Genomic DNA, 12,501 nt, shown 5'->3' on the forward strand with positions numbered 1-12,501 from the left:
TTAGTCTTTAAAATTAGTATACGTAACAAATTACTTCACCACCTACATTTAATTGTTTAGCTTGCTTTCCAGTCATAAGACCTTTTGAAGTTGAAACAATTGCAATTCCTAATCCGTTAAGGATTCTTGGTAATTTGGCAGCACCTGCGTATTTACGTAAACCAGGTTTACTAATTCTTTGGATATCTTTAATTACAGGCTCTTTAGTATCTTTATCATACTTCAAAGCTATTTTGATTGAACCCTGAACAGAGTTATCCTCAAATTTGTAACTCAAGATATAACCTTGATCAAATAAGATCTTAGTTATTTCTTTTTTTAGATTAGACGCTGGAATTTCAACAACTTTGTGGTTTGCAGCCACAGCGTTACGAACTCTAGTCAAATAATCTGCAATAGGATCTGTATACATATGTATTTGATTGCGATTATGGTTTTCGGGAGATACCCATCTCCCGAACCTTTAATCAATTAAAATTATTTTTTGGTTTGCAAAAGTAATAACTTTTTACGAGATTACCAAGATGCCTTTTTAACACCAGGAATTAACCCATTGTTAGCCATTTCACGGAAAGTTACACGTGAAATACCGAATTGACGTATATACCCTCTTGGTCTACCTGTTAATTTACAACGATTGTGCAAACGAACTGGTGAAGCATTTTTAGGTAATTTTTGTAAACCTTCAAAATCTCCAGCTTCTTTCAAAGCTTTTCTTTTCTCAGCATACTTTGCTACCGTTTTTTCTCTCTTAACCTCGCGGGCTTTCATTGATTCTTTAGCCATGTCTTAATTCTTTTTAAAAGGTAATCCTAATTCAGCCAATAATGACTTTGCTTCCTTGTCTGTTTTTGCAGTAGTAACAAATGTAATATCCATTCCTGAAATTTTATTTACTTTGTCAATATCAATTTCTGGGAAAATGATTTGCTCTAAAACTCCAAGATTGTAGTTACCTCTTCCGTCGAAACCAGTAGCTTTAATACCACTAAAATCTCTAACGCGTGGTAAAGCAGAAGTAACAAGTCTATCTAAAAACTCATACATTCTTTCACCACGTAAAGTAACTTTTGCTCCAATAGGCATCCCTTTTCTCAATTTAAAAGACGCAACGTCTTTCTTTGAAATTGTAGATACTGCTTTTTGTCCAGTGATCTTTGTTAACTCATCAACCGCATAGTCAATAAGTTTTTTATCAGATACAGCTGCACCAACTCCACGGCTCAAAACGATTTTTTCAAGTTTTGGAACTTGCATCACGTTTGTATATCCGAATTCCTCTTTAAGAGCAGAGATTACTCTACTCTTATATTCTTCTTTTAGTCTAGGTGTATATGCCATTACTATAGTACTTGATTAGATTTTTTTGAAAATCTTACTTTCTTATCTCCTTCTACTCTAATACCAACTCTAGTTGTTTCCTTAGTTTTAGGATCAATTAGTGAAATGTTAGATATTTGTATAGAAGCTTCTTTCTTAACGATACCACCTTGAGGGTTTTTAGCACTTGGTTTTGTATGTTTCGAAACCATGTTTACACCTTCAACTATCGCTTTATTTTTCTCACGGTAAACACGTAAAACTTTACCTTCAGCACCTTTATGGTCTCCAGCAATAACTCTTACGATATCTCCTGATTTTATTTTTAGCTTTATCATCTTAAAACGAATTAAAGCACTTCTGGTGCTAATGATACAATTTTCATGAATTGTTTTTCACGAAGTTCTCTTGCTACCGGACCAAAAACACGAGTTCCTCTCATTTCCCCTGCAGCATTCAAAAGAACACATGCATTATCATCGAAACGGATATAAGAACCATCAGCTCTTCTCACTTCTTTTTTAGTACGTACTACAACTGCAGTTGAAACAGCTCCTTTTTTAACGTTACCGTTAGGAGTTGCATCTTTAATAGATACTACAATCTTGTCACCAACAGAGGCATACCTTCTTTTGGTACCTCCTAAAACACGGATAGTTAAAACTTCTTTTGCTCCCGTGTTATCTGCTACTTTTAGTCTTGATTCCTGTTGTACCATAATTATTTAGCTCTTTCTAAGATTTCAACTAATCTCCAACATTTTGTTTTACTTAAAGGACGCGTTTCGCTAATTCTTACAGTATCTCCAATGTTACAGTCGTTTGTTTCGTCGTGTGCAACATATTTCTTAGTTTTCAACACGAACTTACCGTATAATGGGTGTTTTACTTTTCTTACTTCGGCAATAACAATAGATTTATCCATTTTATTTGAAGTAACAACACCTATTCTTTCTTTTCTTAAATTTCTTTTTTCTTCCATCTTTCAGCAGAATACAATTATTGTAACTCTCTTTTAGTTAACTCTGTAGCCAATCTTGCAACTGTTCTTCTTACACTTCTGATTTGAAGTGGGTTCTCAATTGGAGAAATAGCGTGAGCCATTTTTAGGTCAGCATATATTTTCTTAGTTTGACTAAGTTTTTCTTGCAACTCCGCTGCAGAAAGATCTTTTATTTCTGATTGTTTCATAATATAAATTTAATTATGCTTCGAAATCTCTAGCAACGACGAACTTAGTTTTTACTGGAAGCTTTTGAGCTGCAAGACGTAAAGCCTCTTTTGCAACTGATAAAGGAACTCCTCCAACTTCAAACATAATTCTTCCGGGTTTAACAACGGCAGCCCAATATTCAACGGCACCTTTACCTTTACCCATACGTACCTCAAGAGGTTTCTTAGTAATTGGTTTGTCTGGAAATATTTTGATCCATAATTGTCCTTCTCTCTTCATGAAACGAGTTGCAGCAATACGCGCAGCTTCGATTTGACGAGACGTTAAGAACATTCCATCTTCATGTACAGATTTAATACCAAACATTCCATTAGAAAGTTCATGCCCTCTTTGAGAGTTACCTTTCATTTTACCTTTCTGTACCTTACGGTATTTTGTTCTTTTAGGCTGTAACATTTTTCTTTAGTTTAAAAATTTACTTTCTTTTACGAGCGTCTGGTTTTCCACCTTTATTAAAGGGTTTTCTGTCTCCTCTTGGAGAATCACCACCTTTACCACCACCAGTTCCAGATTGTTTTTTATCCATTCCTGCAAGTGGAGAAAGATCTCTCTTTCCATAAACTTCACCTTTCATGATCCATACTTTGATACCCATTCTACCGTAAGTAGTATGAGCTTCAGCCAAAGCATAATCAATATCAGCTCTGAAAGTTGATAGAGGAATTCTACCTTCTTTGAAACCTTCTGAACGTGCCATCTCAGCTCCATTCAAACGACCAGAAATCAAAACTTTGATACCTTCAGCGTTCATACGCATAGAAGCAGCAATAGCCATTTTGATTGCACGTCTGTAAGAAATACGGCTTTCGATTTGACGAGCGATGCTTGTCGCCACAAGATAAGCATCTAATTCAGGTCTTTTGATTTCAAAGATGTTGATTTGAACCTCTTTGTCAGTAACTTTCTTAAGCTCTTCTTTTAACTTGTCTACCTCTTGTCCGCCTTTTCCGATAATGATACCTGGTCTTGCAGTAGTGATAGTAACGGTTACAAGTTTCAAAGTTCTCTCGATGATTACTTTTGATACACTAGCTTTTGATAAACGAGCGTGGATATACTTTCTGATTTTGTGATCTTCGGCAAGTTTATCACCGTAATCATTTCCACCATACCAGTTTGAGTCCCACCCTCTGATGATACCAAGTCTATTTCCAATTGGATTTGTCTTTTGTCCCATGCTGCTTAAGAATTGCTTTGTGTGTTATTGATAGCTCCAAGCACGATTGTAACGTGGTTAGAACGTTTTCTTATTCTGTGTGCACGACCCTGTGGAGCTGGACGAAGTCTTTTTAACATCATTCCACCATCTACTCTGATCTCTTTAACAAATAATCCAGCTTCTTCTAAATTACCTTCACTATTTTTTTGCTCCCAGTTGTTGATTGCAGATAATAATAGTTTCTCTAATTTTCTTGAAGCTTCTTTAGAACTGAATCTTAAGATGTTAAGTGCTCTTTCTACCTTCTGACCTCTTACCAAGTCCGCTACTAAGCGCATTTTTCTAGGTGAAGTAGGGCAGTTATTCAATTTTGCGAAAGCAATAGACTTATTAGCCTCTTTTCTCGCATCTGCTGTTTCTCTTTTACGAACTCCCATTGCTTCTTATTTTTTACCTTTATTTTTTGCTCCAGCATGACCCCTAAAAGATCTAGTTGGTGAAAATTCTCCTAATTTGTGACCTACCATGTTTTCTGTTACGTAAACTGGTACAAATTGACGACCGTTATGAACTGCGATAGTTTGTCCAACGAAATCTGGAGTAATCATAGAAGCTCTAGACCAAGTCTTTACTACACTATTTTTACCACTTTCTACGTTTTCCTGAACTTTCTTGTCTAACTTATAATGAACGAAAGGTCCTTTTTTTAATGAACGTGCCATATCTTATTATTTCTTTCTACGTTCTACGATATACTTGTTACTCGGGTTTTTCTTAGAACGAGTTCTATAACCTTTTGCTGGTATTCCATTTCTTGAACGTGGATGTCCACCAGAAGAACGTCCTTCTCCACCACCCATTGGGTGATCAACAGGGTTCATTGCAACAGGTCTTGTTCTAGGTCTTCTTCCTAACCATCTTGTTCTACCTGCTTTACCAGATACAACTAATTGGTGGTCTGAATTAGAAACAGCTCCAATTGTAGCCGAACAAGTTAGCAAGATTAATCTTGTTTCACCAGATGGCATTTTAATTGTAGCATATTTCCCATCTCTTGCCATTAACTGAGCAAATGTACCAGCTGAACGAGCGATTACCGCACCTTGACCTGGACGTAACTCAATACAAGAGATAACAGTTCCTAAAGGAATTCTGCTTAAAGGCAATGTATTACCAATTTCAGGTTGAGATTCTGGACCAGAAACTAATTTCTGACCAACTTTCAATCCGTTTTGAGCAATAACGTATGTTTTCTCTCCATCAGCGTAAGCTAATAAAGCGATAAATGCAGTACGATTTGGATCATATTCGATTGATTTAACTGTAGCCGGAATTCCGTCTTTAGTTCTTTTGAAATCAATAATACGATATCTCTGCTTGTGACCACCACCCGTATAACGCATGGTCATCTTTCCTTGACTATTTCTACCTCCAGAGTTTTTTATCGGCGCTATCAAAGAGCGTTCCGGCTTATCAGTTGTAATGGCGTCATAACCATTCACAACTCTAAATCGCTGACCTGGGGTAATAGGTTTTAATTTTCTTACTGACATTTTTCTATCTTAGATATTGTTGTAAAAATCAATTGTTTCTCCTTCTTGTACTTGAACAATCGCTTTTTTAATTGCATTTGTCTTTCCACTGATTAAACCACTTTTAGTGTATTTTGTAGTTCTATCCGGTCTTACGTTCATCGTGTTAACTGAAACGATAGTTACTCCATAAGCAGCTTCAATAGCTTTCTTAATTTGAACTTTGTTTGCTTTTTTGTCAACAACGAATCCGAAGCGGTTTAAAACTTCACTTTCTTTGGTTACTTTTTCCGTTACTATAGGTCTAATTATGATGCTCATATTCCTATTATTTACTTAAATTTTCTTCGATTAACTCCAAAGAACCTTCTAAAAGCACTAAATTATTAGTGTTTAAAATAGCGTAAGTGCTTAATTCCGAGCTAGTTACGACATTAGAAGCCTTTAAATTGCGTGACGACAAATATACATTTTTATTTGACTCTCCCAACACAAATAGAGATTTTTTGTTATCTAACCCTAAAGCTTTCAAAACGTTAATGAAATTTTTAGTGTTTGGAGTTTCAAAATTAAAGTCCTCAAGAACGATAATATTTGACTCTTTTGCTTTGATTGAGAAAGCTGATTTTCTTGCCAATCTTTTCAAGCTTTTATTCAATTTAAATGAATAACTTCTTGGTCTTGGTCCGAAAATTGTTCCACCACCTTTAAACAATGGATTTTTGATACTTCCCGCACGAGCTGTACCAGTTCCTTTTTGCTTTTTAATCTTACGCGTACTTCCTGTCACTTCAGCTCTTTCTTTAGCTTTGTGAGTTCCTTGTCTTTGATTAGCAAGATATTGCTTAACATCAAGGTATACAGCGTGATTGTTTGGTTCAATTGCGAATACTGAATCAGAAAGTTGAACTTTTCTTCCAGTATCTTTTCCGTTGAAATCTAATACTTTTACTTCCATTACTTCTGAATGATTACATAAGAGTTTTTATGTCCAGGAACGCATCCTTTAATAACAAGCAGGTTCTTTTCAGCAACTACTTTTAAAACTCTAAGGTTTTGAACTTTTACATTGTCTCCTCCCATTCTTCCAGCCATACGCATTCCTTTGAATACTCTAGATGGATAAGAAGAAGCTCCCACAGAACCTGGCGCTCTTAAACGGTTGTGTTGACCGTGAGTTGCCTGTCCAACACCACCAAATCCGTGACGTTTAACAACCCCTTGAAAACCTTTACCTTTAGACACACCTTGTACATCCACAAATTCTCCTTCAGCAAAAATAGAAACATCAATAAGATCTCCTAATTTTTGTTCAGTTGCAAAATCTTGAAATTCAACGACTTTTTTCTTAGCAACAGTTCCAGCTTTTTTAAAGTGCCCTAAAGCCGCTTTAGTGGAATGTTTCTCGTTTTTGTCATCGAAACCAAGTTGCAACGCTTCGTACCCGTCAACACCTTTGGTTCTGACTTGGGTAACAACACACGGCCCAGCCTCGATTACTGTACAAGGAATGTTTTTCCCGTTTTCGTCGAAAATACTAGTCATGCCGATTTTTTTACCAATTAACCCAGACATAAATATTAATTATTAATTACTAAAATTCCCTTCAATTTGAAAATAACAGAAATTTCCAAACAGGGAGTGCAAAAGTATACATTAAAATTGAATATACCAAACGGTTATAAAAATTAAATAGCTCATAATCAAAATCAAAGCATCAATCTCACTGTTGCCTATATTTTATTTCATTAAAAAAACAAATTCTATCTTTTTAACCCACAACAATATTTAACTTAACAATTACTTAATCAGCCAAGGAAAAAACATCGGTAACAGCCTAAATTCAAGACCTTTCAACAAAAACAGAAATAATTCAGTAAAATAAATATCTTAAAAAATTACCCTTGAAAACTTTTTTCCACAAAAAAAGCGAGACATTTCTGTCTCGCTTTTTATAATGTAAAATATAATAAAAAAATTATACTTTTATCTCTACTTCAACTCCACTTGGCAATTCAAGTTTCATTAATGCATCAATAGTTTTAGATGAAGATGAATAAATATCAATCAATCTCTTGTATGACATTACTTCAAATTGCTCTCTCGCTTTTTTGTTAACGTGCGGAGAACGTAACACAGTGAAAAGTTTTTTGTGAGTTGGCAACGGAATTGGACCTGTTACAACTGCTCCAGTAGTTTTTACTGTTTTTACGATCTTTTCAGCAGATTTATCCACCAACATGTGATCGTAAGATTTTAGTTTTATTCTGATTTTTTGACTCATTTTCTTAAGAATTAAGCGTTACCTTTTGCTTTTTTAATTACAGCTTCCGAAATATTAGAAGGTGTTTCTGCATAGTGAGAAAACTCCATTGTTGAAGTTGCTCTACCAGAAGATAATGTTCTTAATGTTGTTACATATCCAAACATCTCTGATAAAGGCACATCAGCTTTAATAGTTTTAGCACCGTTTCTGTCACCCATGTCATTAACCTGACCTCTACGACGGTTGATATCACCTACGATATCTCCCATGTTTTCTTCAGGAGTAATAACCTCCATTTTCATGATTGGCTCCAAAATAATCGCACCTGCAGCTTTAGCTACTTCTCTATAACCCATTCTAGCAGCTAACTCAAAAGAAAGTGCATCAGAATCGACAGGGTGGAAAGATCCATCCGTCAAAGTTACTTTTAAACTATCTACTTGATAACCTGCCAATGGACCAGTTTTCATAGCTTCACGGAAACCTTTTTCTACAGAAGGGATATATTCTTTAGGAACGTTACCACCTTTCACTGCATTAATAAACTGTAATCCAACAGGAACTTTACCATCAACTTCATCAGCTGGTTCAAGTGTAAATACGATATCACCGAATTTACCACGACCCCCTGATTGTTTCTTATAAGTTTCTCTGTGCGTAGCAGTTCTTGTAAACGCTTCTTTATATTCAACTTGAGGCTCACCTTGGTTTACTTCAACTTTAAATTCACGCTTCATACGATCTACCAGGATATCCAAGTGAAGCTCACCCATACCAGAGATAATAGTCTGTCCTGAAGCCTCATCTGTTCTAACAGTAAATGTTGGATCTTCTTCAGCCAATTTAGCCAAAGCCATACCCATTTTATCAACGTCAGCTTTAGTTTTAGGTTCAATTGCAATACCAATTACCGGTGCAGGGAATTTCATTGACTCAAGAATGATTGGGTGTTTTTCATCACACAATGTATCTCCAGTTTTAATATCTTTAAATCCAACAGCAGCTCCAATATCTCCAGCCTCAATATATTCGATTGGATTCTGTTTGTTAGCGTGCATTTGGTAAATACGAGAAATTCTTTCTTTATTTCCTGAACGTGTGTTCAAAACATAAGAACCAGCATCTAAACGACCAGAGTAAGCACGGAAGAAAGCTAAACGACCTACGAATGGGTCAGTAGCAATTTTAAATGCCAAGGCAGCAAACGGCTCTTTTACATCTGGCTTACGCAAGATTTTAGTTTGATCTTCTTCTAACAATTCAGCATCATCAGGGTGAATACCTTCAATACCTTCTTTATCCATTGGAGAAGGCAAGTACTTACATACTGCATCCAACATGAACTGAACCCCTTTGTTTTTAAAAGAAGAACCAGCAATCATAGGAATGATAGCCATGTCCATAGTTGCAGCTCTAAGAGCGTTGTTGATTTCTTCTTCTGTGATAGAATCTGGATTCTCCATATACTTATCAAGCAAGTTTTCATCATAGTCAGCAACTGCTTCAATAAGGATATCTCTGTATTCTTTAACTTCAGCAACCATATCAGCAGGAATTTCAACAATATCAAAAGTTGCCCCTTGAGTTGCATCGTGCCAGATGATAGCTTGGTTTTTTACTAAATCCACAACACCTTTGAAATCATTTTCTTCACCAATTGGTAAAGTGATCGCAACAGCATTTGATTTTAACATATCACGAACCTGTTGACAAACTGCCAAAAAGTTAGATCCTTGACGGTCCATTTTATTCACGAATCCCATACGTGGAACTCTATATTGATCTGCAAGTCTCCAGTTAGTTTCTGATTGTGGCTCAACACCATCAACAGCACTAAACAAGAAAACCAATCCATCAAGTACACGTAAAGAACGATTTACCTCTACAGTAAAGTCAACGTGTCCAGGAGTATCAATAATATTAAAGTGATAAGGCAATGAGTTTGGCAAAAGTTTACCTTGCTCAGTTGGGAAATTCCACTCACAAGTTGTCGCAGCAGAAGTAATTGTAATACCTCTTTCTTGCTCTTGTGCCATCCAGTCCATTGTTGCAGCACCATCGTGTACTTCACCAATTTTATGTGACTTTCCAGTATAAAAAAGGATACGCTCAGTTGTTGTTGTTTTACCAGCATCAATATGAGCCGCGATTCCGATATTTCTTGTATATTTTAAATCTCTAGCCATTTCTTACGAATTAAAATCTAAAGTGAGAGAAAGCTTTATTAGCTTCTGCCATCTTGTGAGTATCCATTCTTTTCTTAACCGCAGCACCTTCTTCTTTAGCAGCAGCTAAACATTCTGATGCTAAACGTTGTGCCATAGATTTTTCATTTCTTCTTCTAGAATAAAGTATCAACCACTTCATTGCCATAGAAATTTTTCTGTCTGGTCTAATTTGCATTGGAATTTGAAATGTAGCTCCACCTACTCTACGACTACGTACTTCTACGTGAGGCATAACGTTTGTTAAAGCATCTTTCCAAATTTCTAATGAAGATTTTTCTGAATCTTGCTTTTTAGATTCGATGATATCAATTGCATCATAAAATACTTTGAAAGCTGTAGATTTCTTACCGTCCCACATTAAGTTGTTCACAAAACGCGTTACCAATTGGTCGTTAAACCTCGGATCTGGTAAAAGTGGTCTTTTCTTTGCCGCTCTTTTTCTCATGTCTTTTTCTTAAAAGTTTTAAATTACTTTTTTGCTTCTTTTGGGCGTTTAGCACCGTACTTAGATCTTCTTTGCGTTCTTCCTGCAACTCCTGACGTGTCAAGCGCTCCACGAACGATATGATATCTAACACCTGGTAAATCTTTTACCCTTCCGCCTCTAACTAATACTATCGAGTGCTCTTGTAAATTGTGTCCTTCTCCAGGGATGTAAGCATTCACTTCATTACCATTTGTCAAACGTACACGCGCAACTTTACGCATTGCAGAGTTTGGTTTTTTTGGTGTAGTAGTGTAAACACGCGTACAAACCCCTCTTCTTTGAGGACAAGAATCTAAAGCAACCGATTTACTCTTCTTAGTTATCTGAGTTCTTCCTGTTCTTACTAATTGTTGAATTGTTGGCATAATTAATACTAAAAATTTATTATGTATATTAAATTCCCGCTTTTTACGGGGTTGCAAATGTATAAAATATTTTTCACTATACAAACGTTAATTCATTAATTTTCAATAACATTATTTAAGCTTAAACTTTTACAAACAAATAATAGATATTTGCAATACTTTTAATAAATGAAACAATTGCCCTTGAAACAGTTATTCCAAATATTTATCTTTTACCTTATAAGCATCTCAGGTTATGCACAGAATTTTAATTTAAAAATAACCGGCACAAATGCAATTGAAAATAAAATTATAGATTCATTAAATTACTCTCCAAAACATCCTAATTTAAAATCTCTATTGTACGAGATAAAAAACACCTCAGAAAAGCTCGCAAAAAAAGGCTTTCTTGACAATAAAATACTAGAAACCAAAAACATAAGCGACAGCTCTTACACCTCAATTATTGAACTAAATAACAGAATAAAAAAGATACATATATATATAGGTATAAATAATCAATTTTCTAATCTTCAAAAATCGGGAAATGATACCATAATTCTTCCTTACGAAGAAGTAGAAAACTATCTCAACCAAAAAATAAATGATGCAGAAAAAGCCGGTTATGCCCTAACAAAAATTAATCTTAAAAATATTCGAAGAAAGAATTTAATAATTTATGCTGACTTAAATTTTAAATCCGAAAAAAAACGCGACCTAAATTCCATTATTCTAAATTATACAAATAACACAGGAAAGGATATTTTTCCAAAAGGTCATCTAAAACAACTTAATAAAAAATACCTCAATAGAACTTTCAATCAGGAAACCGTAAAAGAACTTTATAACGAAATAAATAATTTTGAATTTATAACTCAGACAAAGTACCCTGAAATTCTATTCACTAAGGATTCAACCAAAATCTACGCCTATATTCAAAAAAGAAAAGCAAACACATTTGATGGCTATATTGGCTTTTCGAATGATGAAGACAAAAAGTTAAATCTAAATGGCTATGTCGATATTACTTTACAAAACATACTCCACTCAGGAGAAGAGTTTTCATTGTATTGGAAAAGCGACGGGAACCAACAAAAAACATTCAATACTAAATTAGAAATTCCATACATCTTTAACTCTTCACTTGGAATCAAAGCTCAATTAAACATCTTCAAGCAAGACAGTACTTTTCAAAATACAAAAACAGCTATTGATTTAGGATACTTTGTAAATTACAATTCCAGAATATACATTGGTTATCAATCAACAGAATCAAGCGATATTCAGAATATAAATAATGCAACAATTAGCGATTATAAAAATTCATATATCACTACTTCTTTCGATTATAAAAAAACCGACATAATTAATAATTTATTTCCAAAAAAAGCGACTTTAAATCTCATTTTTGGATATGGAAAAAGAAATACAAACAACAATCCTGAAACCGCCGAATCAAGCAAACAATTTTACACAAACATAAACTTATCATACAATTTTGAGCTAAACGAAAAGAATTTCATTAACATAAATTCACAAAATTTTTATCTTAACAGTAAAAATTACATTTCAAACGAGTTATTTCGTTTTGGCGGAATGAATTCAATTCGGGGTTTTTTGGAAAATAGTCTTCAGGCAAATTTCAGCGCTTTAATTCTTACAGAATACAGATATATTCCCTCGAAAAGTCTATATGTTAATTCTATTATTGATTATGGTCTATATCAAGACCTCACAACTAATACGAATCAAAATAAAATAAAAAAATTAATAGGAATTGGAATTGGAACCGGCATACAAACCGCAAACGGTTTATTAAAAATTACTCTTACAAATGGAGCAGAAAACGCAGGTGAACTACAATTATATAACACTATCATAAACATATGTTATAATGTTAAATTTTAATGTTTAACAAAAAAAGATTTTTAT

General features: G+C 34.6%; 20 protein-coding genes. 1 reads left to right on the forward strand and 19 read right to left on the reverse strand.

Features of this window, described 5'->3' with window-relative positions; genetic code table 11:
• Window positions 1-13: 13 nt before the first annotated feature.
• From rpsH to rpsL, 19 genes are all read right to left on the reverse strand, one after another.
• The gene (gene rpsH / locus SD960_RS04365) at window positions 14-412 is read right to left on the reverse strand and encodes a 30S ribosomal protein S8 (protein ID WP_017495014.1); all 399 of its coding nucleotides are present in this window, start codon (window positions 410-412) and stop codon (window positions 14-16) included.
• Between the two features lie 104 nt (window positions 413-516).
• Window positions 517-786 carry a 30S ribosomal protein S14 gene (gene rpsN / locus SD960_RS04370; protein ID WP_007803655.1) on the reverse strand — a complete coding sequence of 90 codons (270 nt, stop codon included), beginning with the start codon at window positions 784-786 and terminating at the stop codon, window positions 517-519.
• A 3-nt stretch (window positions 787-789) separates the two neighbouring features.
• Window positions 790-1,341 (reverse strand): 50S ribosomal protein L5, encoded by a 552-nt coding sequence (gene rplE / locus SD960_RS04375; protein WP_007803652.1) that lies wholly within the window; start codon window positions 1,339-1,341, stop codon window positions 790-792.
• A gap of 2 nt (window positions 1,342-1,343) precedes the next feature.
• A complete protein-coding gene (rplX, locus tag SD960_RS04380) occupies window positions 1,344-1,658 on the reverse strand; it encodes a 50S ribosomal protein L24 (protein WP_007803650.1) in 315 nt (104 codons plus the stop codon).
• Between the two features lie 11 nt (window positions 1,659-1,669).
• Window positions 1,670-2,038, reverse strand: a complete 369-nt coding sequence (rplN, locus tag SD960_RS04385; RefSeq protein ID WP_007803649.1) for a 50S ribosomal protein L14 — start codon at window positions 2,036-2,038, stop codon at window positions 1,670-1,672.
• 2 nt (window positions 2,039-2,040) lie between these two features.
• Window positions 2,041-2,301, reverse strand: coding sequence for a 30S ribosomal protein S17 (rpsQ, locus tag SD960_RS04390; protein WP_007803646.1), 261 nt, complete (start codon window positions 2,299-2,301; stop codon window positions 2,041-2,043).
• Between the two features lie 17 nt (window positions 2,302-2,318).
• Window positions 2,319-2,510 (reverse strand): 50S ribosomal protein L29, encoded by a 192-nt coding sequence (rpmC, locus tag SD960_RS04395; RefSeq protein ID WP_007803639.1) that lies wholly within the window; start codon window positions 2,508-2,510, stop codon window positions 2,319-2,321.
• Window positions 2,511-2,523: 13 nt separating this feature from the next.
• Window positions 2,524-2,949 (reverse strand): 50S ribosomal protein L16, encoded by a 426-nt coding sequence (gene rplP / locus SD960_RS04400; RefSeq protein WP_007803637.1) that lies wholly within the window; start codon window positions 2,947-2,949, stop codon window positions 2,524-2,526.
• 19 nt (window positions 2,950-2,968) lie between these two features.
• Window positions 2,969-3,730 carry a 30S ribosomal protein S3 gene (gene rpsC, locus SD960_RS04405; protein ID WP_007803635.1) on the reverse strand — a complete coding sequence of 254 codons (762 nt, stop codon included), beginning with the start codon at window positions 3,728-3,730 and terminating at the stop codon, window positions 2,969-2,971.
• A 5-nt stretch (window positions 3,731-3,735) separates the two neighbouring features.
• Window positions 3,736-4,149, reverse strand: a complete 414-nt coding sequence (gene rplV / locus SD960_RS04410) for a 50S ribosomal protein L22 (RefSeq protein WP_007803631.1) — start codon at window positions 4,147-4,149, stop codon at window positions 3,736-3,738.
• A gap of 6 nt (window positions 4,150-4,155) precedes the next feature.
• Window positions 4,156-4,434 carry a 30S ribosomal protein S19 gene (gene rpsS / locus SD960_RS04415; RefSeq protein ID WP_012022488.1) on the reverse strand — a complete coding sequence of 93 codons (279 nt, stop codon included), beginning with the start codon at window positions 4,432-4,434 and terminating at the stop codon, window positions 4,156-4,158.
• A gap of 6 nt (window positions 4,435-4,440) precedes the next feature.
• Window positions 4,441-5,265 carry a 50S ribosomal protein L2 gene (gene rplB, locus SD960_RS04420; RefSeq protein ID WP_007803623.1) on the reverse strand — a complete coding sequence of 275 codons (825 nt, stop codon included), beginning with the start codon at window positions 5,263-5,265 and terminating at the stop codon, window positions 4,441-4,443.
• Between the two features lie 9 nt (window positions 5,266-5,274).
• Window positions 5,275-5,565 (reverse strand): 50S ribosomal protein L23, encoded by a 291-nt coding sequence (gene rplW / locus SD960_RS04425; RefSeq protein WP_007803621.1) that lies wholly within the window; start codon window positions 5,563-5,565, stop codon window positions 5,275-5,277.
• 7 nt (window positions 5,566-5,572) lie between these two features.
• Entirely contained in the window at window positions 5,573-6,202 is a 630-nt protein-coding gene (gene rplD, locus SD960_RS04430) for a 50S ribosomal protein L4 (protein ID WP_041516263.1), read from the reverse strand.
• The gene (gene rplC, locus SD960_RS04435) at window positions 6,202-6,819 is read right to left on the reverse strand and encodes a 50S ribosomal protein L3 (RefSeq protein ID WP_007803612.1); all 618 of its coding nucleotides are present in this window, start codon (window positions 6,817-6,819) and stop codon (window positions 6,202-6,204) included. Before rplC ends, rplD begins: the two co-directional genes overlap by 1 nt.
• Before the next feature lie 403 nt (window positions 6,820-7,222).
• Window positions 7,223-7,528 carry a 30S ribosomal protein S10 gene (gene rpsJ, locus SD960_RS04440; RefSeq protein WP_007803605.1) on the reverse strand — a complete coding sequence of 102 codons (306 nt, stop codon included), beginning with the start codon at window positions 7,526-7,528 and terminating at the stop codon, window positions 7,223-7,225.
• Window positions 7,529-7,539: 11 nt separating this feature from the next.
• A complete protein-coding gene (gene fusA, locus SD960_RS04445) occupies window positions 7,540-9,696 on the reverse strand; it encodes an elongation factor G (protein WP_302093559.1) in 2,157 nt (718 codons plus the stop codon).
• Between the two features lie 10 nt (window positions 9,697-9,706).
• Window positions 9,707-10,183, reverse strand: coding sequence for a 30S ribosomal protein S7 (gene rpsG / locus SD960_RS04450; RefSeq protein ID WP_007803600.1), 477 nt, complete (start codon window positions 10,181-10,183; stop codon window positions 9,707-9,709).
• A gap of 23 nt (window positions 10,184-10,206) precedes the next feature.
• Entirely contained in the window at window positions 10,207-10,590 is a 384-nt protein-coding gene (rpsL, locus tag SD960_RS04455) for a 30S ribosomal protein S12 (RefSeq protein ID WP_007136570.1), read from the reverse strand.
• 168 nt (window positions 10,591-10,758) lie between these two features.
• On the opposite strand from rpsL, the gene SD960_RS04460 reads away from it, so the two are divergent.
• Window positions 10,759-12,477, forward strand: coding sequence for a ShlB/FhaC/HecB family hemolysin secretion/activation protein (locus SD960_RS04460; RefSeq protein WP_318801148.1), 1,719 nt, complete (start codon window positions 10,759-10,761; stop codon window positions 12,475-12,477).
• The last annotated feature ends 24 nt before the right edge of the window (window positions 12,478-12,501 follow it).

This window comes from Flavobacterium sp. MMLR14_040 (assembly GCF_033657265.1).
Classification (GTDB): Bacteria; Bacteroidota; Bacteroidia; order Flavobacteriales; family Flavobacteriaceae; genus Flavobacterium.